Annotated in this window: 19 protein-coding genes; 10 read left to right on the top strand and 9 right to left on the bottom strand. The window is 71.3% G+C overall.

Annotated elements, in window-relative coordinates:
• Positions 1-51: 51 nt before the first annotated feature.
• The 3 genes from ACFXG1_RS05120 to ACFXG1_RS05110 form a co-directional block, all read right to left on the bottom strand.
• Positions 52-1,290: an acetyl-CoA C-acetyltransferase gene (locus ACFXG1_RS05120; protein ID WP_384716333.1), complete on the bottom strand. Its 1,239-nt coding sequence runs from the start codon at positions 1,288-1,290 to the stop codon at positions 52-54.
• A gap of 77 nt (positions 1,291-1,367) precedes the next feature.
• Positions 1,368-2,528 carry a CaiB/BaiF CoA transferase family protein gene (locus tag ACFXG1_RS05115; protein ID WP_384741098.1) on the bottom strand — a complete coding sequence of 387 codons (1,161 nt, stop codon included), beginning with the start codon at positions 2,526-2,528 and terminating at the stop codon, positions 1,368-1,370.
• 248 nt (positions 2,529-2,776) lie between these two features.
• Positions 2,777-3,394, bottom strand: a complete 618-nt coding sequence (locus ACFXG1_RS05110; protein ID WP_384716339.1) for a TOPRIM nucleotidyl transferase/hydrolase domain-containing protein — start codon at positions 3,392-3,394, stop codon at positions 2,777-2,779.
• A gap of 93 nt (positions 3,395-3,487) precedes the next feature.
• On the opposite strand from ACFXG1_RS05110, the gene ACFXG1_RS05105 reads away from it, so the two are divergent.
• A complete protein-coding gene (locus ACFXG1_RS05105) occupies positions 3,488-3,958 on the top strand; it encodes an NUDIX hydrolase (RefSeq protein ID WP_384716342.1) in 471 nt (156 codons plus the stop codon).
• Between the two features lie 26 nt (positions 3,959-3,984).
• Here ACFXG1_RS05105 and ACFXG1_RS05100 read toward each other — a convergent pair whose 3' ends face one another.
• Positions 3,985-4,686 (bottom strand): endonuclease V, encoded by a 702-nt coding sequence (locus tag ACFXG1_RS05100; RefSeq protein ID WP_384716345.1) that lies wholly within the window; start codon positions 4,684-4,686, stop codon positions 3,985-3,987.
• A 138-nt stretch (positions 4,687-4,824) separates the two neighbouring features.
• Between ACFXG1_RS05100 and ACFXG1_RS05095 the strand changes: the two genes are divergently transcribed.
• The gene (locus ACFXG1_RS05095) at positions 4,825-5,124 is read left to right on the top strand and encodes a YciI family protein (protein ID WP_384716347.1); all 300 of its coding nucleotides are present in this window, start codon (positions 4,825-4,827) and stop codon (positions 5,122-5,124) included.
• Positions 5,125-5,304: 180 nt separating this feature from the next.
• A complete protein-coding gene (locus tag ACFXG1_RS05090) occupies positions 5,305-5,727 on the top strand; it encodes an SsgA family sporulation/cell division regulator (RefSeq protein ID WP_384716350.1) in 423 nt (140 codons plus the stop codon).
• An 80-nt stretch (positions 5,728-5,807) separates the two neighbouring features.
• On the opposite strand, the gene ACFXG1_RS05085 is transcribed toward ACFXG1_RS05090, so the two are convergent.
• Positions 5,808-6,686 carry an isocitrate lyase/phosphoenolpyruvate mutase family protein gene (locus ACFXG1_RS05085; protein ID WP_384716352.1) on the bottom strand — a complete coding sequence of 293 codons (879 nt, stop codon included), beginning with the start codon at positions 6,684-6,686 and terminating at the stop codon, positions 5,808-5,810.
• A 469-nt stretch (positions 6,687-7,155) separates the two neighbouring features.
• Between ACFXG1_RS05085 and ACFXG1_RS05080 the strand changes: the two genes are divergently transcribed.
• The 3 genes from ACFXG1_RS05080 to ACFXG1_RS05070 all read left to right on the top strand — a co-directional run bounded on the left by ACFXG1_RS05080 (position 7,156) and on the right by ACFXG1_RS05070 (position 12,397).
• Positions 7,156-8,826, top strand: a complete 1,671-nt coding sequence (locus ACFXG1_RS05080) for an ABC-F family ATP-binding cassette domain-containing protein (RefSeq protein WP_384741091.1) — start codon at positions 7,156-7,158, stop codon at positions 8,824-8,826.
• 135 nt (positions 8,827-8,961) lie between these two features.
• Positions 8,962-11,238, top strand: coding sequence for an ATP-binding cassette domain-containing protein (locus ACFXG1_RS05075; RefSeq protein ID WP_384709083.1), 2,277 nt, complete (start codon positions 8,962-8,964; stop codon positions 11,236-11,238).
• 184 nt (positions 11,239-11,422) lie between these two features.
• On the top strand, positions 11,423-12,397 hold the full coding sequence (locus ACFXG1_RS05070; RefSeq protein WP_384709086.1) for an acyl-ACP desaturase: 975 nt from the start codon (positions 11,423-11,425) through the stop codon (positions 12,395-12,397).
• Between the two features lie 75 nt (positions 12,398-12,472).
• Here ACFXG1_RS05070 and ACFXG1_RS05065 read toward each other — a convergent pair whose 3' ends face one another.
• The 3 genes from ACFXG1_RS05065 to ACFXG1_RS05055 all read right to left on the bottom strand — a co-directional run bounded on the left by ACFXG1_RS05065 (position 12,473) and on the right by ACFXG1_RS05055 (position 14,778).
• Positions 12,473-12,724: a WhiB family transcriptional regulator gene (locus ACFXG1_RS05065; protein WP_384709089.1), complete on the bottom strand. Its 252-nt coding sequence runs from the start codon at positions 12,722-12,724 to the stop codon at positions 12,473-12,475.
• A 126-nt stretch (positions 12,725-12,850) separates the two neighbouring features.
• Positions 12,851-13,645, bottom strand: coding sequence for a VOC family protein (locus tag ACFXG1_RS05060; protein WP_384709092.1), 795 nt, complete (start codon positions 13,643-13,645; stop codon positions 12,851-12,853).
• A 149-nt stretch (positions 13,646-13,794) separates the two neighbouring features.
• Positions 13,795-14,778, bottom strand: coding sequence for a multicopper oxidase domain-containing protein (locus ACFXG1_RS05055; protein ID WP_384709095.1), 984 nt, complete (start codon positions 14,776-14,778; stop codon positions 13,795-13,797).
• Positions 14,779-15,063: 285 nt separating this feature from the next.
• Here ACFXG1_RS05055 and ACFXG1_RS05050 point away from each other — a divergent pair, with 285 nt between their 5' ends.
• Both ACFXG1_RS05050 and ACFXG1_RS05045 read left to right on the top strand, forming a co-directional pair.
• Positions 15,064-17,493, top strand: coding sequence for a ThuA domain-containing protein (locus tag ACFXG1_RS05050; protein ID WP_384709128.1), 2,430 nt, complete (start codon positions 15,064-15,066; stop codon positions 17,491-17,493).
• Positions 17,494-17,579: 86 nt separating this feature from the next.
• Positions 17,580-19,856, top strand: a complete 2,277-nt coding sequence (locus tag ACFXG1_RS05045; RefSeq protein WP_384741136.1) for an OmpL47-type beta-barrel domain-containing protein — start codon at positions 17,580-17,582, stop codon at positions 19,854-19,856.
• A 101-nt stretch (positions 19,857-19,957) separates the two neighbouring features.
• On the opposite strand, the gene ligD is transcribed toward ACFXG1_RS05045, so the two are convergent.
• Positions 19,958-21,007: a non-homologous end-joining DNA ligase gene (gene ligD / locus ACFXG1_RS05040; RefSeq protein ID WP_384709101.1), complete on the bottom strand. Its 1,050-nt coding sequence runs from the start codon at positions 21,005-21,007 to the stop codon at positions 19,958-19,960.
• 62 nt (positions 21,008-21,069) lie between these two features.
• Between ligD and ACFXG1_RS05035 the strand changes: the two genes are divergently transcribed.
• The gene (locus ACFXG1_RS05035) at positions 21,070-22,143 is read left to right on the top strand and encodes an ATP-dependent DNA ligase (RefSeq protein WP_384709104.1); all 1,074 of its coding nucleotides are present in this window, start codon (positions 21,070-21,072) and stop codon (positions 22,141-22,143) included.
• A 212-nt stretch (positions 22,144-22,355) separates the two neighbouring features.
• Entirely contained in the window at positions 22,356-22,616 is a 261-nt protein-coding gene (locus ACFXG1_RS05030) for a hypothetical protein (RefSeq protein ID WP_384709107.1), read from the top strand.
• Positions 22,617-22,653: the final 37 nt, after the last annotated feature.

Raw genomic sequence — 22,653 nt, 5'->3', positions numbered from 1 at the left:
GGGTGGCGGAAGGCGGAGGCGTACGGTCGGCCGTCGTACCCGTCGTACGGTTCAGGACGCGACGCGCTCGACGACGGTGGCGATGCCCATACCGCCGCCGACGCAGAGGGTCACCAGGCCGTAGCGCAGGTCACGGCGTTCCAGTTCGTCGACGAGGGTGCCGAGGATCATCGCCCCGGTGGCTCCGAGCGGATGCCCCAGGGCGATCGCCCCGCCGTTGACGTTGATCCGGTCGAGGGAGAGGCCCATATCGCGGGCGAACCGCAGCACGACGCCCGCGAACGCCTCGTTGATCTCGATCAGGTCCATGTCGTCGATGGTCAGTCCGGCCCGGCCGAGCGCCTTGCGGGTGGCGGGCGCGGGGCCGGTGAGCATGATGGTGGGCTCGGAGCCGGAGACGGCCGCGGAGACGATCCGGGCCCGGGGGCGCAGCCCGTACCGCTCGCCGATCTCCTTCGTGCCGACCGCGACGAGGGCGGCGCCGTCCACGATGCCGGAGGAGTTGCCCGCGTGGTGGACGTGTTCGATCTTCTCGATCCAGTGGTACTTCTGGAGTGCGACGGCGTCGAAGCCGCCGAGGTCGCCGATGGCCGCGAAGGAGGGCTTCAGGGCGGCGAGGGTGTCGGCGGTGGTGCCGGGGCGCAGATGTTCGTCGCGGTCGAGGACGACGAGGCCGTTGCGGTCGAGTACGGGGATCACGGAACGGTCGAAGCGGCCGTCCTTCCACGCGGCGGCGGCCCGTTCCTGGGAGAGCGCCGCGTATTCGTCGACGTCGCGGCGGCTGAAGCCCTCGATGGTGGCGATCAGGTCGGCGCCGATGCCCTGCGGGACGAAGCCGACGGTGTGGTTGGTCATGGGGTCGGCGAACCAGGCGCCGCCGTCGGAGGCCATCGGCACCCGGGACATGGACTCCACGCCCCCGGCGAGCACCAGGTCCTCCCAGCCGGAACGGACCTTCATCGCGGCCATGTTGACGGCTTCGAGACCGGAGGCGCAGAAGCGGTTCTCCTGTACTCCGGCGACGGTGTCGGGCAGTCCGGCGGCGATGGCGGAGATCCGGGCGATGTCGGAGCCCTGGTCGCCGACCGGGCCGACGACGCCGAGGACGATGTCGTCGACGGCGGCCGGGTCGAGTCCGGGGTGGCGGGCGAGCAACTCCCGGATGAGGCCGGTGACCAGGTCGATCGGCTTCGTTCCGTGCAGGGCGCCGTTGGCCTTGCCGCGCCCGCGCGGGGTGCGGATCGCGTCGTACACATACGCTTCGGTCGCTTCGGTCGCTTCGGTGCTCAAGACGACTGCCTTTCGGGGCGGGTCCTTCGGGCGGGTGGGTAGACGGGCGTCACCGGCGGTGCGGGTGGTACGGCGCCTCAGCGGTCGGCGGCGGGCGCTTCGCCGGCCGTGGGCAGCCCCCAGTCCCGGGCCACGGACACGGCGTCGGCACCGGGCAGCGCCGGGCCGGTCCTTACGGCGCCGGGGGTGGCGGAGAACCGGGGCGCGGGCGCGGGCTGGGTGATCCCGCCGTGCCGGACGAAGGTGCCGCGGGCGGCGAGATGGGGGTGTTCGGGGGCTTCGCGCAGGGAGAGCACGGGGGCGACACAGGCGTCCGAGCCCTCGAAGACCTCGGTCCACTCGGCGCGGGTGCGCTGCTTGAACCGGGCGGCGACGGCGGCGCGCAGCTCGGGCCACCGGTCGAAGTCCTTACGGGAGGGGACCTCGTCCGCGATGCCGAGGAGCCGGATGAACTCGGCGTAGAACCGCTGTTCCAGGGCGCCCACGGCCATGTACTGCCCGTCGGCGGTCTCGTAGCAGCCGTAGAAGGGGCAGCCGCCGTCGAGGAGGTTGGTGCCGCGCCGGTCCTGCCAGCCGCCCGCGGCCATCATCGCGTGGATCATCGTGGTGAGATGGGCGGCGCCGTCGACGACGGCCGCGTCCACGACCTGGCCGGTGCCGCCTTCGGTTCCGGCGTGCCGGAGGGCGGCGAGGATGCCGATGACGAGGTAGAGGGAGCCGCCCGCGTAGTCCCCGACGAGATTGGCGGGGACGGCCGGGGCCTCGTCGGCCCGGCCGATCATGCCGAGCGTGCCGGTGACGGCGATGTATCCGATGTCGTGCCCCGCCCGGTCGGCGAGGGGCCCCTCCTGGCCCCAGCCGGTCATCCGGCCGTAGACGAGACGGGGGTTGCGGGCGAGGCAGTCGTCGGGCCCGATCCCGAGCCGCTCGGCGACTCCGGGGCGGTAGCCCTCGACGAGGACGTCGGCCCGCTCGACGAGGTCGAGCACGGCCGCGGGTCCGTCGTCGGCCTTGAGGTCGATCAGGACGGAGCGCTTGTTGCGGTTGGTGAGGTCGTACGCGGAGTCGATCCCGAGCCCGGCACCGCCGGGCCGGTCCACCCGGACGACGTCGGCGCCGAGGTCGGCGAGGACCATCGCGGCGAACGGGCCGGGCCCGATCCCGGCGAGTTCCACGACGCGGACTCCGGCGAGCGGCCCGCCTCCCGGGGTCGGACGGGATGTCGGCGGCGGCGTCATCGGGGCTCCTGGCGTAGATATGACACAACTGATGTAACACCAGTGATGGTAAGAACGTGTTCCACCGCGGACAAGGGTTTCCCCGGAGCGGCCGGCCGGATTCGCCCGCGCGGACGGGGCGTACGGGCTCCCGCCGGGTCCGGGGCCGCCGTACGGTGAAGGGCGCGGGTCCCGGACCGGCCGGGCACCCCGGACCCCCGGGCCCCGGAGGCGGTGGCCGCCGGCGCGTCCGCGTCGCCCCCCGCCCGTCAGAGCGCCGCGAAGAGGTCGTTCAGCGGGGCCGGTACGCGGTCGGGGTCGAGGGCCTCCACGAGGGCGCGGCCGTAGTGGATCTTGCGGCCCTTCTTGGTGCCGAGGAAGCGGCGCAGTTGCCGGCCCGCGTCGCGGCCCTGTTGCGCGGGCTGGCGCAGAAAGATCTCCAGGGCGCGGGCCTCGCCCTCCGCGCGGACGATCTCCGTGACGCGTTCGGCGCCGAGCGCGCGGATCAGTTCGTCCTCCAAGTCCGCCGCGCAGACGAAGAACTCCTCCCGGGTCGCGCCGGCCTTCGCCCAGCCGCGCGCGTAGTAGGCACGCTCCGCCTCGTCGCACAGGCCCGTCAGCCGGAGCCCGAGACCGGCCGGTCCGAGGAGCGCGGCGAAGCGGCCGACGTTCATGGCACCGCCCATCGACAGGACGCAGACCCCCTCGGCCGCCGGGTCGCGGCCGTGGCGCACGGCGAGGGCGTCGACCGCCGCGGCGTCGCTCGGCCCTTCGAGCAGGACGACCGTCCGGACCCGCAGCCGTTCGGCGAGTTCGCGCACGGGCTCCGCGGGTCCCCCGGCCGCCCACGACCGAACCGCGTCCCGGAACGGCTCCATTGCGTTCATGGGACCGAGTCTCCGCCCTTTCCGGCCTCCGGTGACACGAGTTTTCGCGGGTAGAGTCCTCGCGGGCCGGTGCGAGTACGAGGGGTGCTGAGCATGGACGAGGCAAGGACCCGGGTCTCGGCGTACGCCGTGGTCGTACGGGAGGGCCGGCTGCTCCTGGCCCGGCTGTCCGAGGCGTCCCCCGTCTTCACACCGGGACTGTGGCATCTGCCGGGTGGCGGAATCGACCCGGGCGAGCAGCCGGTGGAGGCGCTGGCCAGGGAGCTGCGCGAGGAGACCGGACTCGAACTGACCGCCGCCCGTCTGCTCGACGCACGGACCTACGCGGTGAGCCGCCTCGGCGTCGACTGGAACCTGACCGGGCTCTTCTACGCGGTCGATGTCGCGGCGGGCACTTCGGCGAGGGCCGAGGCCGACGGGTCGACGGACGCGGCGGTCTGGGTTCCCCTGCCGGACCTGCGGGACACCCCGCTGTCACCGGCCGCCGCCGACGCGCTCCGGCTTCTGCGGTCCGGACATCACGAGGAGGCCGCGCCGGAGACGAGCGCGGCCGCGGCCTCCTGAGGCGTTTCCGGTGGGGTCACGGGCCGTCACCGGCCCGCGGCCAGCGCCTCCGCGAGGGCGTCACGGCAGAGGCGGTCCGCGTGCCGCGTGGTCTCCGGGACCCGGTAGCGGGGCGAGAGACGCAGGGTGTGGGCGCAGGCCGCGTCGAGGGTGACGCGATGGCCCACGGAGACGTACACCGGCTTCACTCCGCTCCGGGTCCGCAGCGCGCGGCCGACCTCCGTACCGTCGTCGGCGGTCAGGGGGCTGGTCGCGCCGCGCTCGGCGCCCGGTTCGGCGGCGGTGAAGACGAAGGGGTTCTTGGCGACCCCGATCGTGGGCAGCCCGGTGATGACGCCCAGATGGCTGGCGAGCCCGAAGCGGCGGGGATGGGCCAGACCGTAGCCGTCGCAGACGACGAGACCCGGGTCGGTGCCCAGGGCCTCCAGCGCCGCCAGCACGACAGGTATCTCCCGGAAGGCCAGCAGACCGGGGACGTACGGGAAGGGGACCCGGCCCACCGCGGTCTCCCGCGCCACCACGTCGAGGGTGGCGGCGTCGAGGGTGACCGCCGCGGCGGCGACGAGATCGCGCTCGTCGTCGTAGGCCACGTCCACCCCGGTCACCGTGCCGGTGCCGACGGGCGGGCCGGGTTCGTCGGTGACCACCCGGTGGCGCAGCTCGTCCTGGACGGCCCGAGCCGTCGCCTCGTCGCGCGGCCAGCTGTCGGGGATGCAGATCGGCGTCATGGTGGGGACCCTATGCGCCACCGGCTTCCGGGCCCGTGGGCGCCCTTGTCCGCGCGGGCCCGGCACCGCTTCTCCCGTACGTCCCCGGAGCGGCCCTGACCTCGGGGAACCGATGCTTCCTGCCGTAGCCTGGCGGGCATGTTCGTACTGGAATTGACGTACACCGGGTCCGTGGAGCGCGCGGACGCGCTGATGGACGCCCATATCGCCTGGGTGGACCGGCTGTTCGCGGAGGGTGTGTTCATCGCGTCGGGGCGGAAGAACCCCCGTGACGGCGGGGTGATCCTCGCCGTCGGGGACGACCGTGCGCGGATCGAGGAGCTCGTCGCGGGCGACCCCTTCACGGCCGGCGGTGTCTGCGTCTACCGGATCACCGAGTTCACGGTGGCGCGTACGGCGCCGGAGTTGGCGCGCTACCGGCAGCAGCCGGTGGGCTGACCGGCCGCATCGCGGGAACGTCGTGGGAGCGGCGGCCCGGCTCCGGCCGTCGAGCCCCGCCCGACGGCAGTGACGCAGCTCACGCACCCGGACAGTGCACCCCTGACCCGGGTCCCCACGTCCTTCCCTGTGTCAGGAAGGCGTACACGGGCCGAGCGCGTGCACCAGCAGGGGGGACCCATGTCCACAGTCACCGTCGTCGAGCAGACCGTACGCGCCAGGATCGTCGCATCGGCCCCCCGGGTCGAGCCGGTGCGGGCCGTGCTCCGGTACGAGACCCATGACCCCTTCGCCGTCCGGATGGGCTTCCCGGCCGACGCGACGCTGGAGGGCAACGAACTGGCCTGGGCCTTCGCCCGCGAGCTGCTGGCCGCGGGGATGGAGCGGCCCGCGGGGGACGGCGACGTACGCATACGGCCGTACGGCTACGACCGCACGGTCGTCGAGTTCCACGCGCCCGAGGGTGTCGCCGTGGTGCATATCCGCACCTCGGAGGTGCGGCGCTTCCTCGACCGGGTGCAGCGTCTGGTCCCGGCCGGGGACGAGGGCCGCCATCTCGACCTGGACCACGATCTGGCCGAGTTGCTGCGCGACGCCCGCTGACCGGGCCCGCCGACCCGCCGACCTTCCGCACGGCGGTCCCGGCACGATCCAACCGTCCTTCGGTATAGGTGCCCCTCCGCCTAACCGCCCTTCCGCAGCAGGGCGTTGACGTCCGCGTACGCGTAGCCGTCGGCCGCTCCCCGTACGGTCCCCTCGGTCAGCAGTTCATGGGTCAGATCACGCATCCGCGCATACGTGGCGAGCGCGACGGACGAGCCGGTACTGATCCGGGCCGCGCCCGCCGCGGCGAGTTCGGCGACCGGCGGGGCTCCGGCGCCGACGAGCACGTTGAGCGGGGCCCGTACCCCGGCGGCCAGCTCACGGACCGTGGCCGGATCCGATACACCGGGGACGAAGACGCCGTCCGCGCCCGCGTCCACACACGCGGCGGCCCGCCTGAGGCTCTCCGCGAGCCGGTCGTCGGGGGCCGCGAGCCCCGCCAGATACACATCGATCCGGGCGTTGACGAAGAGCCGTACCCCGGCCGTGTCCGCGGCGGCGCGGGCGGCGGCGATCCGCCGGACGTGCTCGTCGTGCGGGCGGGTACCGTCCTCGATGTTGACGCCGACCGCCCCGATGGCGAGCACCCGCCGGATCGTGTCGCCGACCCCGGCCGCGTCCGGCGCGTAGCCGCCCTCGATGTCGACGGTCACCGGCAGTCCGGGGACGGCCGCCACGATCCGCGCGGCCGCCTCCAGCGCGATCCCGGTGTCCACCAGGTCGCCGTCCGGGGCGCCGAGCGTCCAGGCGACCCCGGCGCTGGTGGTGGCGATCGCCCGGGCCCCCTCGGCGGCGGCGATCCGGGCGCTCAGCGCGTCCCAGGCATTGGCGAGCAGGAGCGGGCGACCGGGGGTGTGCAGGGCGTGGAAGTCCTCGGCGAGCCGGGGCAGGGACGGGTCTTGGGCCTGCGCCTGGGCGGACGACTGGGGCTGGGGCTGGGGCTGGGGCTGGGGCGTCATGGGGCCAGCCAAGCACGCGCCGCGACCGGGATCCGGCAGATTCGCGACATCACCGATCACACGGACCACGGACCACGGCGAGGGGGGGCGGGGTGCGGGGTGCGCGGTGCGGAAACAGGACGCCGGATAATCCGTTGCCCCGCCCCGACCGGCGGCGTTACGCTCGTCGTGTTCCTGTTGCCGCCGAATGGAGAAGGACGTTGCTCGTCTGAGGTCCGAGACACCGTGCGCCACCGTCGTATCCGACGTGTGTGTGCCGTGTGTGCGATCTCGGGCTCCGAGCCGTTCCTCCGGGCCGGGAATCCCTTCCCCGCCGAGCGCTTCGAACGCTCCGGTCGTCCCGCCGGGCGCGCCCTTGCGGCCCGTCCGCCGCGACGGTGCCCCGTCGGCCACCACGGCTCTCCCCCGCTGACGTACCCACCCGGTGTCTCCTCCGTTGCCCCGACCTTCCTCGCGACAGGAGACCTGTATGTCAACCGTTTCCACCCATGTCAGCTGTACCGATCTCGCCTTCTCGTGGCCCGACGGCACGGAGGTGTTCAACGACTTCCAGCTCGCCGTCGGCCCCGGCCGTACCGGGCTGATCGGCCGCAACGGTTCCGGCAAGTCGACCCTGCTGAAGCTGATCGCGGGCGAGCTGACCCCGGCGGACGGCATGGTCCGCGCCGCCGGCGAGATCGGGTATCTGCCGCAGAACCTGGTCCTGGACACCCGGCTGCCGGTGGACCGGGTGCTGGGGATCGCCGAGACCCGGGCCGCGCTCCACGCCATCGAGGGCGGCGACGCCGACGAACGGCACTTCGCCGTCGTCGGCGACGACTGGGACGTCGAGGAGCGGGCCCGGGCCGCCCTGGACCAGCTCGGTCTCGGCCGGATCGGGCTCGACCGGACCATCGGGGAGGTGTCCGGCGGCGAGGGCGTCCTGCTGCGGCTGGCCGCCCTCCTGCTGGCGCGGCCCGGGGTCCTGCTGCTGGACGAGCCGACCAACAATCTGGACCGGTCCGCCCGGCGGCGGCTGTACGACGCGGTCGACGCCTGGTCCGGGGTGATGGTCGTGGTCAGCCATGACCGCGAACTGCTGGAGCTGGTCGACCAGATCGCGGATCTCCGGGACGGCCGGGTCACCTGGTACGGCGGGAACTACTCCGCCTACGAGGAGGCGCTCGCCGTCGAACAGGAGGCCGCCGAACGGATGGTGCGGGTGGCCGAGGCCGATGTGAAGCGCCAGAAGCGGGAGCTGGTCGACGCCCAGACGAAGCTCGCGAGACGGCGTTCGTACGCGAAGAAGGCACAGATCGAGAAGCGGGTACCGAAGGTCGTGGCGAACACCCGCAAGAGCGAGGCGCAGCAGTCGGCCGCCAAGTACCGGGCCGTCCACGCCGAGCGGCTCACCGGGGCGAAAGAGCGGCTCGGCGAGGCACTGGAGGCGGTGCGGGACGACGACGAGATCCGGATCGAACTGCCGTATACGACGGTCCATCCGGGCCGTGGCGTGCTGCTCCTCTCGGATCTGCGGCTGCGGTACGGGGCCGAGGTGCGCGGCACCCTCGACGTCCGGGGGCCCGAGCGGATCGCCCTGGTGGGCCGCAACGGCGCGGGCAAGACCACCTTGCTGCGGACGATCGCGGGCGAGCTGGCCCCGGTGTCGGGCGAGGCGGAGGCGCTGGTACCGCTGGGTTTCCTGCCGCAGCGGCTCGATGTGCTCGACGACGAGCTGAGTGTCGTCGGGAACGTCGCCCGGGTCGCGCCGACGGCGACGGTCAACCGGATCCGGGCCCGGCTGGCACGCTTCCTCTTCAAGGGGGCGAAGGCGGACCAGCTCGCCGGGACGCTCTCCGGCGGGGAACGGTTCAGGGCGGCGCTGGCGTCCCTGCTGCTGGCCGAGCCCGCGCCGCAGTTGCTGCTGCTGGACGAGCCGACCAACAATCTGGACCTGGCGAGCGTGCGCAGGCTGACCGGCGCGCTGGAGTCGTACGAGGGCGCGCTGATCGTGGCGAGCCACGACGTGCCGTTCCTGGAGTCGATCGGTATCACCCGGTGGCTCCTGCTCGACGGCGGTCTGTACGACACCGACCCGGAAGCCGTCCGGGACGGTGTCCTGCGAGCACCGGAGGAGGCCCGGGAGCCGGCCGGCGGGTAGCCGGTACGGCCGTACCGGCTGACGGCGAGGCGCCCTCACCGCCCGGGTTCCGGGTTCAGGGACCCGGAACCCGGGGCGCGATCTTCGCCGGAATCCCGACAGAAGGTGTCGGGATTCCGGCCTAGCGTCGGCCGTATGCCTGAGCAGAACAGCATCGTCATCACCGGGGCACGGGAGAACAATCTGCGCGATGTCTCCCTCACCCTCCCCAAGAACAAGATCACCGTCTTCACCGGCGTCTCGGGCTCCGGAAAGTCCTCCGTCGTCTTCGACACCATCGCCGTGGAGTCGCAGCGGCAGCTCAACGAGACTTTCACGTCCTTCGTCCGCAACCGGCTGCCCAAGTACGAGCGGCCGCACGCCGACGCCATCGACGACCTGTCCGTGGCGATCGTGGTCGACCAGAAACCGGTGGGCGGCAACGTCCGCTCCACCGTCGGGACCATGACCGATATCCACTCCTTCCTGCGGGTGCTCTTCTCCCGGCACGGCACCCCGCCCGCGGGACCGGCCACCGCCTACTCCTTCAACGACCCCACGGGCATGTGCCCCGGCTGCGACGGGATCGGCAGGACCGTCGAGCTCGACACCGACCGGGCCGTCGACCCGGCCCGGTCGCTGGCGCAGGGCGCGCTGCTGCTGCCGGGCCTCTCCGTCGGCGCCTGGGAGTGGAAGCTGTACGCCGAATCCGGCCACTTCGACATCGACAAACCCCTCGTCGACTACACCCCCGAGGAGCGGGAGCTCCTGCTCCACGGCAGCGGCTTCTCGGTCCGGCTGAACCTGAAGTCGGGCTCGGCCGATATGAAGTTCGAGGGGATCGTCAACCGCTTCACCCGGCTCTATCTCAAGCGCGACACGGCCGGCATGTCCGAGAAGCGCCAGGAGGCGATCGAACGGTTCACCGTCCGGCGGCCGTGCCGGGAGTGCGGTGGGGAACGGCTCAACGCGGCCGCCCGCGCGAGCCGGATCGACGGGCTGACGATCACCGACTGGAGCCGGATGGAGGTGGCCGACCTGGTCGGGGTACTCGGGCGGATCGACGACCCGGTGGCCGCGCCGGTCGCCGCCGCCGCACGGCAGCGGCTGGAGCGGCTGGTGGGGATCGGGCTCGGCTATCTCTCCCTCGACCGCGAGACCACCACCCTCTCCGGCGGCGAGGGCCAGCGGCTGAAGATGGTGCGCCATCTGGGCAGCTCCCTCACCGGGCTGACGTTCGTCTTCGACGAGCCGAGCGTCGGACTGCACCCCAGGGACGTGGGGCGGCTGAACGATCTGCTGGTCCGGCTGCGGGACCGGGGCAATACGGTCCTGGTCGTGGAGCACGACCCCGATGTGATCGCGATCGCGGACCACATCGTCGACATGGGGCCCGGCGCGGGCACCGAAGGCGGCCGGGTGGTGTACGAGGGGCCGGTGGCCGCGCTGCGGGACGCCGACACCCTCACGGGCCGGTGCCTTCGCCGCCGTACCCCCTTGAAGGAGGCGTTCCGGACACCCACCGGCTGGCTGCCCGTGACGGCGGCGGACCGGCACAACCTCAAGAGCGTCGACGTACTGTTCCCGGCCGGGGTGCTCACCGCGGTCACCGGGGTCGCGGGCTCCGGGAAGTCGACCCTGGTGTCCGAGGTGTTCACGGCCGCGTACCCGGATTCCATCGTGATCGACCAGGGCGCGATCACCGCGTCGGTACGCTCCACCCCGGCGTCGTATCTGGGACTGATGGACACCATCCGCGCGGTCTTCGCCCGGACCTGCGGGGTGAAGCCGGGGCTGTTCAGCTTCAACTCGACGGGCGCGTGCCCGGAGTGCTCGGGCCGGGGCGAGATCCATACCGATCTGGCGTTCATGGATCCGGTGACCACGGTGTGCCCGGTCTGCGAGGGGCGGCGGTTCCAGGACGGGGTACTGGCGCACCGGGTCCGGGGGCGGTCGATCGTCGACGTCCTCGGACTGACGGCGGCCGGGGCGATCGACTTCTTCGGCGACGAGCCCGGGATGCTGCCCCGGCTGACGGCGCTCGACCGGGTCGGCCTGCCGTATCTGACGCTCGGCCAGCCGCTGAGCACCCTCTCCGGCGGTGAGCGGCAGCGGCTGAAACTGGCCACCCAGCTGCACCGTACGGGCAGTGTGTACGTACTCGACGAGCCGACGACCGGACTCCATATGGCGGATGTCGACACCCTCGTCGGGCTGCTGGACGGGCTGGTGGACGCCGGGAACTCGGTGATCTGCGTGGAGCACGACATGGATGTGGTCAAGCGCGCCGACTGGGTCGTGGACCTCGGCCCCGAGGGCGGGAAGCACGGCGGCGAGCTGGTCTTCGAGGGGACCCCGGCCCAGCTGCTGGCGCATCCGAAGTCATGGACGGCCGAATACCTGCGCCGCGATCTCGGTATCGGTATCGGATAGCGGCACCGTACGCACACCGAGACCGGCACCCACCTGCGAGTATCACGGAGTGTGAGCAACGCGTTCCGGGCCCGGCTTGGAGGAGGGCTTACCTCGCCCTTAACCTACGGTCTCGTAACCTACGGATTCGTAGGTATCGTCTGCCCGGGCAGTAGCCTGTCTCTCCCGTCCCCTGGAGCCACCCGTGACCATCACCTCTCCCCACCTCGGCAGTTCGGAAGCGTGGACCGATGCCCGGCTGCTGTTCGCGCTCGAAGAGGTGGTCGAGAAGGAGCTGAACCGCCATCTCAAGGTGGCGAAGGACTGGATGCCGCACGAGTACGTGCCGTTCACCGACGGGCGGAACTTCCCGGGCCAGTTCGACGACGGGGTCGCCTGGGAGAAGGAGCAGTCCAAGGTCACCGACATAGGCCGTATCGCGCTCGTGGTGAACCTGCTGACCGAGGACAACCTCCCCAGCTACCACCACGAGATCGCCAGCCTCTTCGGCCGGGACGGCGCCTGGGGTACCTGGGTGCACCGCTGGACCGCCGAGGAGGGGCGGCACGGCATCGTGATGCGGGACTATCTGCTGACCTCCCGCGCCGTCGACCCGGACCAGCTGGAGCAGTTCCGGATGGCGCACATGGCGGAGGGCTTCGAGTCCGACAACCGGCATTCGATGCTGCACTCGGTGGCGTACGTGGCCTTCCAGGAGCTGGCCACCCGGGTCTCCCACCGCAACACCGGACACCAGTCGGGCGACCCCGTCTGCGACCGGATGCTGGCCAGGATCGCCACCGACGAGAACCTCCACATGGTGTTCTACCGGAATCTGCTGGGCGCGGCCTTCGAGCTGGCACCCGATCTGACGATGCAGGCCGTCCGGGACGTGGTGGTCGGCTTCCGGATGCCCGGCCACGGCATGCCCGGCTTCGAGCGGGCGGCGGCGCAGATGGCGATCGGCGGGATCTACAACATGCGGATCCACCACGACGACGTCCTCGCGCCGGTGCTCCGCTTCCTGAAGGTCCTGGAGATCGGCGACCTGGGCCCCGAGGGGCTCAAGGCCCAGGAGGAGCTGGGGCTGTACATGGACGGGCTGAACGCGGAGGCGCTGAAGTTCGACGAGCGCCTCGCCGCCCGCCGCGCCCGCCTGGAGGCCCGCGCCACTCGTTGAGACCGACCGCTGAGGCCGGGCGCGCGGGTCGGGCGCGGCTTGTCGCCCCCGGCCGGGGAAGCTCCTACGGATCCGTCAGGCGGCGCGGCGGTTCTTGAGGAGATGGCGTTCCTTCTCGGAGAGCCCGCCCCAGACGCCGAACTTCTCGTCGTTCTCCAGCGCGTACTCCAGGCACGCGACCCGGCCCTCGCAGGAGCGGCAGAGGCGCTTGGCCTCCCGGGTCGAGGAGCCGGGGGCCGGGAAGAAGAACTCGGGCCCCGTCTGGGCGCAGAGGGCCGTCTCCTGCCAGGTGAGGTCCTCGGTGATGGCGGTGGTGTTCTGCTGCATGGCCACCACGGTGGCCCATCGCGATAAACACCTCATCAATGACACATCAACACGGCTCGCCGGTCGGTGCCGATGTCCCGGACCCGTCCCGGACAGCGGCGCCCGCGCCGTCTCCCGGATTCGGGGTCACGAATCCCGGGGCGAGGGCGTCATCAGGAAGAACCGTGCCCCTGTCGTGTCGTCGACCATGGCGAACCGGCCGACGCCGGGCATGTCGACGGGCTCCAGGGAGATCGTTCCGCCGGCGTCCCGGGCCTTGGCCGCGGTGGCGTCGCAGTCCTCGGTGAGGAAGTACGGCAGCCAGGACGACCGGTGCAGCGGGCCCCCGTCGCCCAGCGGCGCGATACCGCCGAACATCTCCTCGGGGCTCTGCCCTTCGGGATGGATCATCGTGTAGGCGGCCCCGTCGCCGCCGGGCATGGGCATGGTCGTGGTGCCCCAGCCGAACACCGCGGAGTAGAACGCGAGCGCGGCCGGTACGTCGGCGGTGTTCAGCTCGGTCCAGAACAGGGCGCCGGGGGCGTTGACCAGGTCGAGTCCCTTGTTGGTGCCGGGTTGCCAGACGGCGAAGAAGGCGCCCTGGGGGTCCGCGAAGACCGCCATCCGGCCGAGGTCCATCACATCCATGGGTTCGGCGACGACGGTGCCGCCGCCGGTCCGTACGGTCGCGGCGGTGCCGTCGGCGTCGGGGGTCTGGAAGTAGAGGTTCCACGAGGTGGGGGCCTGGTCGGCCGGGATGGTCATACCGCCGGCGACGGTCTTGCCGTCGAGCTGGAAGAGGCCGTATCCGCCGACCTCGGGCCCGCCGGGCACATGGGTCCAGCCGAAGACCTCGCGATAGAAGCGGGCCGCGGCGTCGAGGTCGGGGGTGCTGATGTCCATCCAGATCGGTGAGCCGGGGACGTATCGCGTGGTGAGCATGGTGGCAGGCGCCTCTCGCTTCGACCTCCCCCACCCGTCCAGTCTCGCGCAGCCCCCGGGCCCCCGCATCCGGATCGCGGGGGCCCGGGACCCCGGGGAAGCCGGTGGATCCGAGGGCCGCACGCGGCCCGTGACCGGCCGGTCACCGGTCAGTGGTGGCCGCCCGGTTCACCCGGGTCGTACCCCGGGATCGTGCCGTCGGGCTTGGCCACCAGGAAGAGGCCCGCCATACCCATGTCCGAGTGGCTCTGCACATGGCAGTGGTACATCCAGGCCCCGGGGCCCACGCCCTCCCCGGCGATGATCTGGAAGCCGAAGGAGTCCGCCGGGCCGGTGATCTTGTTGTCGATGACCTGGCTCGGATCGTTCGGCCCTGTCAGCACGCCGGTCCGGTTGTCGGCCCAGCGATGACCGTGCATATGGAAGGTGTGGTAGTACTCGCCGTGCGTGATCATGACGATCTCGACCCGGTCGCCCACGGTCGCCGCGAAGTTCGGACTGGCGTGGCCCGGCTTGTTGTTGATCGTCATATCGTTGAACACGATGGTGAACTGCTTGTCGGGGAGGACGTCCCCCTTGCGCCGGACCACGAGCGGACCGTAGAGGCCCTTGCGGATGCCGCCGGTGCCGTGATCCGTACCGACGACATGGTCGTGGTAGTGCCAGTATCCGGCGCTGCCCGCCCGCCAGGTGCCGTCGGCGCGGCGGCCGGGGGCATGGGTCCGCCAGGTATAGGTACGGGTCGCGCCCGGCTCCACATGGCTGCGGTTGAGCTTGGTGCCGTCGTTCGCGATGTCGAAGTCGACGCCGTGCACATGCAGGCTGACCGCGACGTCCATCAGATTCTCGAACTCGATATGGAGGGTGTCGCCCTCATTGAGTTCGATCATCGGGCCGGGGATGGTGGCCTTGCCCTTCTCCAGCCCGTAGCCCATCTGACCGTCCGCCAGCTTCTCGGCGTACAGCTTCATATGGCGGACCTTGCCCCCGGCCGGGGCGGTCCTCGGCACGGTCGCCGCCAGGGGCCGGGCCTGGGCGGGCACACCGGTCGCGGCCAGTGAGACCGCGGTGACCCCGGTGGCCGCGACCGCGCCGCCCGCCAGCACCCTTCGGTTGAAGCTCCGTCTGTCCACGGCGAACTCTCCACTCCGCTCAAGCGACTGACGGGGCGCGCGCCACCCCGGGGACGGCCATACCGTAGCCCGGGGATCATTGTTTATCCACACTCAGGACAAAGTTTGTTCCTTCGCGGTCATACCTATTGGCGAACCGCGAAAAGAGGTCTAGCTTCCTTTGCTGTCGTCGGCTGCTGTCGGCTGGTGCCATGACCACCAACGAACGGATGACCCATGCAGCGCGCACCACACCACCGGTCCAGATCTCGAACCGGCGCCCCCAGGGGCGTCTGCGCGGCGGCCCTGGGGGTCGCCGCGCTCACCGCGTCCCTGCTCTCCGGGGTGTCGCCCGCCGCCGCGGGCACACCACCGCCCGAACCCCGGGCGACAACGATGTCCCTCCCCTCTCCGCCGGGCGGCAAGAATGTCCGGGTCCTGGTCTTCCACGGCTCGTCGACCGCCGAGTCCCCGCTGGTCAACGCCGGGATCCAGGCGGTGGAGTCGATCGGTCTCAGCGGTCCGGCGGCAGGCAGGTTCGCCACCGAGGCCACCGACGACCCGGCCGTGTTCATCAACGCCGCCAAGCTCGGCATGTACAACGCGGTCGTCTTTCTGACCGGCGGCGGCGATGTGCTCGACCCGGAGCAGGAGGCGGGCCTCGAAACCTATATGGAGGCCGGCGGCGGCTTCCTCGGCGTCCATGACGCGGCGCGTACGGAGCCGTACTCCGACTGGTTCACCGGTCTCGTCGGGGCCCGGCCGACGGGTGCGCCCAGCCCCGTCCAGCGGGCCGTGATCGAGGTCGGGGACCGCGCGCACCCGGCCACCAAGTCCCTTCCGCTCCAGTGGAAGCGGCCGGACAAATGGTTCAACTGGTCGGTAAATCCTTCGGGTTCGGTCCATACCGTGGCCCGGCTGAAGGAGAGCTCGATCACCCCGGCCGCCAAGCCCAACGGCTGGGACCACCCGGTGTCGTGGTGCCGCGACTACGACGGCGGGCGATCCTTCTACACCGGGATGGGCGGTACGGTCGACAGCTTCTCGGAGACCGACTTCCGCGACCATCTGCGCGGGGCGCTGGCCTGGACGACCCGGCTGTCACGCGCCGACTGCAAGGCCACGATCAACGCCAACTACACGGCGGAGCGGGTCACCCGGCCCAACCAGCCGGGACAGAACGACCAGATCGGCGAGCCGCACGGACTGGTCACGGCCCCCGACGGCAAGGTGTTCTACATCGGCCGCGGCGGCGCGGACAACACCAAGCCGGTGATCACCGACTGGAACAACCCGGACATCGGCAAGGGCGCCGGCGAGATCCATGTCTACGATCCGGCGACCAAGCGGGTCAGCCTCGCGGGAGCGCTCTCGGTCTTCGGCAACAAGGGCGGCGGCGATGAGCTGATCAAGAACGAGGAGGGGCTGCTCGGGATCGAGCTGGACCCGGCGTTCACCTCGAACGGCTGGGTGTACCTCCACTACACACCGCATGCGGAGATCGACCGCGACAAACGCGTGGCGGACCGCCGGGTCTCCCGTTTCGTCTACGACTTCACCACCGGCAAGCTCGATCTCGCCAGTGAGCGGACACTGCTGAGCTGGCCGGTGCAGATCCACAGCTGCTGCCACTCCGGCGGCGGTCTCGCCTGGGACTCCAAGGGCAATCTGTACATCGCCACCGGGGACAACAACTCCTCCCGGTTCAGCGACGGCTACGCGGGCAACAACCCGCAGCCGAACTTCAAGGGCCTGTCCTTCGCCGACGCCCGGCGCACCTCGGGCAACACCAACAACCTCAACGGCAAGATCCTGCGGATCAAGCCGAAACCCGACGGTACGTACACCATCCCCGAAGGCAATCTCTTCACCGGCGACGAGTCGGCCGAGGGCGGTGGCAAGACCCGCGGCGAGATCTATGTGATGGGTGTCCGCAATCCCTCCCGGATCTTCGTCGACAAGAAGACCGACATCCTCTACGCGGGCTGGGTCGGCCCGGACGCCGGGGCCCCGTCCCCGACCTGGGGCCCGGCCAAGTACGACACCTTCGCCGCGATCACCAAGGCGGGCAACCACGGCTGGCCGTTCTGTATGGGCAACAACCAGCCCTACCGGGACCGCGGGCTCACCGATCCCACCAAGCCGCTGGGCTGGTACGACTGCTGGGCGCCGAAGAACGAGTCGCCGAACAACGACGGTCTGGTGAATGTGCCGCCGGTCACCCCCAACACGATCTGGTACGCGCCGCAGGGCGGCGGCCCCGACTTCCCGCGGAACGCCGATGGCGTCCCCAGCTACAAGCTGGAGGAGCAGAAGCTGCTGCTGCCGTGGCTCAAGGGCGGGGCGCAGGCCACGATGACGGGTCCGGTCTACCGGTACGACACGGCGAGCACCTCCTCCGTCAAATGGCCCTCCTACTGGGACGGCAAGTGGTTCGTCGGCGACTTCTACGACGGCGACCAGCCGCGCCACGCGGTACTGACCGACCCGAAGACGGTCGGCAAGGGCGGCCTCCCGGTGCACGCAGAGTCGCTGAAGAAGATCATTCCGGTGGGGGCGGACGGTATCCGCAACCTCATGGACTGGAAGTTCGCGCCGGACGGGTCGCTGTACGTCCTCGACTACGGCCGCGGCTTCTTCACCTCCGACGCGCGCTCGGCGCTGTGGCGGATCACCTACAAGGGCGGCGAGGCGACCCCGTCGGCGGACCGGCTGGCACGGAAGGCGGCACGGTGAGACTGATGCGGAACGGCGGACGGAAGAACACCCGAAGAGCAGGGACCGTGCCCAGTCCGTGGACGGCCCTGGTGGCGGCGGTGGTGATGGTCGTCGGACTGCTGTCGGCCGTGGCATTCGGCCAGGACGGCCAAGCCGGCCCGGCAGCCCGCGGCGCGCTCGGCGAGACCCGGGCGGTACGGGCCGAGCAGGCGGCGGACCCGGCCCGGCAGAACGGGCAGAACGGGCAGGCCGGGCAGGTCCGGTCGGACCAGCGGCCCGCGTCGGCCGCGGCGCAGACCCTGACCTGGACGGCGGGCGATCCGATCGACCGCTATCTCACCTTCCCGACCACCGCGGTGGCGGGCCGGACGACGATCGTCTTCGAGAACAGCCGGGCGGCGGGGAACACCACCGGGATGCCGCACACCCTGACGTTCGACGTCTCGGACCCGGAGTACAACAACGACGTACCGCTGAACATCCTGGCCAACCCCAACGACGACCAGGGCGGCAAGCACACCGCCGAGGTCACCCTCACCCCGGGCCGCTACCGCTTCTTCTGCACCATCCCGGGGCACGGCCAGATGCAGGGCATCCTGACGGTCTCCGACCCGGCGGGCGAGGACACCACCGCGCCCGCCACCGAGGCGAAGGTGACCGGCGACCGCAACGCCGACGGCGCGTACGTCGGGGCCGCCACGGTCGCCGTGACGGCGACGGACGAGGGGTCGGGCGTCGACCGGATCGAGTACGCCACCGGGGCCGAAGGACCCTGGCAGGCGTACACCGCGCCGGTGGTCGTGAACACCGTCGGGGAGCACCGGGTCCGCTACCGGGCCACCGACCGGGCCGGCAACACGGCGGCCGAGAAGACGGTGGACTTCCGGGTGGCGGCCCCGCCGACCGGTGACCGGACACCGCCGGAGACCTCGGCGACGGTCAGCGGTGAACGCGACGGCCAGGGCCGCTATCTCGATATGGCGACGGTGACCGTGACGGCGTCCGACACCGGCTCGGGCGTCAACACCATCGAGTACGCGCTGGGCGCGGACGGCGCCTGGCTGCCGTACACCGCCCCCGTGATGGTCCACCAGGTGGGGACGCATACGGTCCGCTACCGGGCCACGGACCGGGCGGGCAACGCGGCCGCCCCGAAGTCCGTCGAGTTCACGGTGGTCACCCCGCCGCAGCCGGACACCACTCCGCCCGTGACGGGCGCCGAGGTGACGGGGGTACGGAACTCCGACGGGGCGTACATCACCAGCGCCAAGGTGGCGGTAAGCGCCACGGATCACGGCGGTACCGGTGTGGAGCGGATCGAGTACTCCCTCGACGGCGGCCCCTATCTCGCCTACACCGCGCCGGTGGTCGTCGACCGGGTCGGCTACCACGCGCTCCGGTACCGGGCGACGGACAAGGCGGGCAACACCTCGGCGGCGCTGAGCGCGACCTTCACGGTCGCCGAGGGCGGCGGGGTCCCGGCCCCGAACTGTCCCGAGTGGGACGAACGGCTCACCGTGATCGTGGGTACCGCCGACAGCGGGGTGCCCAACCGGATGACCCGGTCCAGGTGCACGGTGAACGAGCTGATCGAGGACGAGAAGGCGTGGTCGTCGCACGCGCTCTTCCTCAAGCACGTCGACCAGGTGCTGGACCGGCTGCTGGAGGAGAACGTGGTCGACGCGCGCGAGCACCGCAAGGTGTACGCGGCGGCCAGGCAGTCGGGCATCGGGAAGCCGGGACAGAACACCGGCTACCAGGACCTGTTCGACGGCACGAAGAAGTCGTTCGACCGCTGGCAGCACGTGGGCGGCGGCTCCTTCGCGCTCAACGAGGACGGTTCGATGACCAGCGGCACCACCCGGGGCGGACTGGGCATGCTGTGGTTCCCGCAGCGGCAGTTCGGGGACTTCTCCCTCAAGCTCCAGTGGCGGGACGACGCCCCCGGCGCGGGCAACGCCAACAGCGGGGTCTTCGTCCGCTTCCCGTACGTCCACGAGAACCCGGAGGAACCGCGTCCGGAGTGGGTGGCCATCAAGTACGGGCACGAGGTGCAGATCCTGGACCGGCCGGACGGCGATATGTACAAGACCGGTTCCGTCTACGGGTTCGACCGGGTCGGTCTCGCCGGGGCCGGGGTGACGCCCAAGGGCAGCTGGAACGACTACGAGATCCGGGTCGTCGGCCAGTCGTACTCCGTCTACCGCGACGGCGTCCTGATCAACCGGTTCGAGAACACGGCGGGCCAGGCCTTCACCCCGCCGCGCGCGGACGACGTCGGGACGGACGGCCGCAGATACGCGCTCGGGTATCTCGGCCTCCAGGTGCACGGTACGACCGACGTGGTCTCGTACCGCAACATCCGGATCCAGGAGCTGTGACACCCGGCTGCTGACCGGACGACGGCCCCCTCTCCGGAGGGGGCCGTCTGCCGTGCGCGCCCCGGTGACGCCGGCTGCTCCTGCTGCTCGGGCCGCCCCGGTTACTTCGGCTGCTCGGGCTTCTCCGACTTCTCCGGCTGCTCCGGCTGCTTCGCCCGGCTGGGCTGGACGCGCTTCGGCTCACCGGGCATCTTCGGATACTCCGGCGGATAGGGCAGGTCCCCGAGCCCGTGGTCGGCCTCGTCCTTGCGGGCCACCTCCAGCAGCTCTTCGAGACCGAACCGGTGGTCGTCCATATCGGCGTGGACGTCGCCGAGACCGGCGTACCGTCCCGGCATCGTCGTGATGTCGAAGTCCTCGGGCCTGGCGTCGTCGACCTCGTCCCAGCGCAGCGGCGCGGAGACCGGCGCGTGCGGACGCGGGCGTACGGAGTAGGCCGAGGCGATCGTGCGGTCGCGGGCGGTCTGGTTGTAGTCGACGAAGATCCGCGCGCCGCGCTCCTCCTTCCACCACTTGATGGTCACCCGGTCCGGCATCCGCCGCTCCAGCAGCCGGCCGCAGGCGATGGCGGCCCGCCGGACCTGGACGAAGGTCCAGTCGGGGGTGATGGGGACGAAGACGTGCAGCCCGCGCCCGCCGGAGGTCTTGGGCCAGCCGCGCAGTCCGACGCCGTCGAGGACGTCGCGCAGCTCGTGGGCGGCCCGGACGGCGTCCTCGTAGTCGGTACCCGGCTGGGGGTCGAGGTCGATCCGGAGTTCGTCGGGGTGGTCGGTGTCGTCGCGCCGTACCGGCCACGGGTGGAAGGTGACGGCGCCCAGATTGGCGGCCCAGACGACGGCGGCGGGTTCGGTGGGGCACATCTCGTCGGCGGACCGGCCGCTGGGGAAGGTGATGTGGGCCGTGGGGATCCAGTCGGGCAGGTACTTGGGGGCCCGCTTCTGGAAGAAGGACTCCCCGGTCACTCCGTCGGGGTAACGCTCCAGGGTCGTGGGACGGTCGCGCAGGGCGCGGGTGATGCCGTCGCCGACGGCCAGGTAGTAGCGGACCATGTCCAGCTTGGTGTATCCGCGCTCGGGAAAGTAGATCTTGTCGGGGTTGGAGACCCTGACGGTCCGCTCCCCCACTTCCAGTTCCATCGCTCGGCCGGCCATGTCCGTCAGGGTATGCCGAGCCGACTTCTGCCGCATGAGATGAGATACCGGACAATTCAGCTATGGATCTCCCGGTGATGCCGCCCGTCAAGCCGATGCTGGCCAAGTCCGTGAAGACCATCCCGCCCGATATGCAGTACGAGGCCAAATGGGACGGCTTCCGGGCCGTGGTCCACCGCGACGGGGACGAGATCGTCATCGGCTCCCGTACCGGAAAACCGCTGACCCGCTACTTCCCCGAACTGGTGACGGCGCTCGCCGGCAATCTGCCCGACCGCTGTGTGGTCGACGGCGAGATCGTGATCGTGCACGGCGGACGGCTCGACTTCGACCGGCTCACCGAGCGCATCCACCCCGCCGCGTCCCGGGTCGCTGCGCTCGCCGAACGGACCCCGGCCTCCTTCGTCGCCTTCGACCTGCTCGCCATCGGCGACGTATCGCATCTCGACACCCCGCTCGCCGAGCGCCGTACCCTGCTCGCCGACGCGCTCCGCACCGCCCGGCCACCGGTCCATCTGGCACCCGCCACCACGGACCGCGAGCTGGCCCTGACCTGGTTCGACCGCTACGAGGGCGCGGGGCTCGACGGGGTCGTCGCCAAGCCGCTCGATCTGCCGTACCGGCCCGACGCCCGCCTGATGTTCAAGATCAAGCACGAGCGGACCGCGGATGTCGTCGTCGCGGGCTACCGCTTCCACAAGAGCGGCCCTGTGGTGGGGTCACTGCTGCTCGGACTGTACGACGATTCGGGGGCGCTCCAGCACATCGGCGTCTGTGCCGCGTTCCCCATGAAGCGCCGGGCCGAGCTGGTGGCGGAGCTGGAGCCGCTGCGGATGGACCCGGCCGACGCGCATCCCTGGGCGGCCTGGGCACAGGCGAGCGCCCATGAGTCGTCACGGCTGCCGGGGGCGGTGAGCCGCTGGACCGGCAAGAAGGACCTGTCCTGGGTGGCGTTGCGCCCCGATCGGGTGGCGGAGGTGGCGTACGACCATATGGAGGGCACACGATTCCGCCATACGGCCCAGTTCCGCCGCTGGCGCCCCGACCGGACCCCGGCCGGCTGCACCTACGCCCAACTGGAGGAGCCGATGGGCTACGACCTCGCCGATGTGCTGTCGGCGCCGGACGGTTCGTGACGGGCCGTCAATGGCCGTCAACTCCCCGACGTCGTATGATGATCGATTCGGGTGTGCGGTGCACATTGTCGTAAGGTATGTCGCCGGTGCCGCCGGTGACACGAGCCCGGACGAGTCCCCGCGGTGCGCACCTCCCGTACGGCCCCGTCGCTCCGTACGATCCCGTCGCTCCGGTCGATCCCGACCGCCGGGCAAGAGAAGGACTGGACACCGTGACCGCGTCACCGCTCGTTCCCGTACCGATTCCCGACCGTGTCGCGGCGCTGATCGGCTCCTGTATGCCCGCCCACGTGCTGACGGCCGAGATGGAGGCGGACAGCGCCATGCGGGAGATCACCCTGCTGCGCGCGCCGCTGCCCGGCCGCGAATGGGCGGACCGGGAGCGGCTGCTGTCGGAGATGGCCCGGGCGAACAAGGTGCTGGCGGCCTACAATCCCCGGCTGATGGTGGGGAAGGGGACCGCGGCCCGCTGAGCCGGGCCGCGGGCAGGGGCGGACTCCCCTGCCCGCG

Origin of the sequence: Streptomyces sp. NPDC059248 (assembly GCF_042753905.1) — a bacterium.
Taxonomy (GTDB): Bacteria; Actinomycetota; Actinomycetes; order Streptomycetales; family Streptomycetaceae; genus Streptomyces.
This window is presented reverse-complemented; position numbering and strand designations above follow the sequence as displayed.

What these genes read in the sequence shown, in the direction of transcription:
- ACFXG1_RS05100 (WP_384716345.1), bottom strand. Translation starts at nt 4,686, where the DNA reads ATGACGCCGATCTGCATCCCCGACAGCTGGCCGCGCGACGAGGCGACG.
- ACFXG1_RS05115 (WP_384741098.1), bottom strand. Translation starts at nt 2,528, where the DNA reads ATGACGCCGCCGCCGACATCCCGTCCGACCCCGGGAGGCGGGCCGCTC.
- ACFXG1_RS05110 (WP_384716339.1), bottom strand. Translation starts at nt 3,394, where the DNA reads ATGAACGCAATGGAGCCGTTCCGGGACGCGGTTCGGTCGTGGGCGGCC.
- ACFXG1_RS05045 (WP_384741136.1), top strand. Translation starts at nt 17,580, where the DNA reads ATGGTCGTCGGACTGCTGTCGGCCGTGGCATTCGGCCAGGACGGCCAA.
- ACFXG1_RS05075 (WP_384709083.1), top strand. Translation starts at nt 8,962, where the DNA reads ATGCCTGAGCAGAACAGCATCGTCATCACCGGGGCACGGGAGAACAAT.
- ACFXG1_RS05095 (WP_384716347.1), top strand. Translation starts at nt 4,825, where the DNA reads ATGTTCGTACTGGAATTGACGTACACCGGGTCCGTGGAGCGCGCGGAC.
- ACFXG1_RS05035 (WP_384709104.1), top strand. Translation starts at nt 21,070, where the DNA reads ATGGATCTCCCGGTGATGCCGCCCGTCAAGCCGATGCTGGCCAAGTCC.
- ACFXG1_RS05090 (WP_384716350.1), top strand. Translation starts at nt 5,305, where the DNA reads ATGTCCACAGTCACCGTCGTCGAGCAGACCGTACGCGCCAGGATCGTC.
- ligD (WP_384709101.1), bottom strand. Translation starts at nt 21,007, where the DNA reads ATGGCCGGCCGAGCGATGGAACTGGAAGTGGGGGAGCGGACCGTCAGG.
- ACFXG1_RS05060 (WP_384709092.1), bottom strand. Translation starts at nt 13,645, where the DNA reads ATGCTCACCACGCGATACGTCCCCGGCTCACCGATCTGGATGGACATC.
- ACFXG1_RS05080 (WP_384741091.1), top strand. Translation starts at nt 7,156, where the DNA reads ATGTCAACCGTTTCCACCCATGTCAGCTGTACCGATCTCGCCTTCTCG.
- ACFXG1_RS05105 (WP_384716342.1), top strand. Translation starts at nt 3,488, where the DNA reads ATGGACGAGGCAAGGACCCGGGTCTCGGCGTACGCCGTGGTCGTACGG.
- ACFXG1_RS05085 (WP_384716352.1), bottom strand. Translation starts at nt 6,686, where the DNA reads ATGACGCCCCAGCCCCAGCCCCAGCCCCAGCCCCAGTCGTCCGCCCAG.
- ACFXG1_RS05065 (WP_384709089.1), bottom strand. Translation starts at nt 12,724, where the DNA reads ATGCAGCAGAACACCACCGCCATCACCGAGGACCTCACCTGGCAGGAG.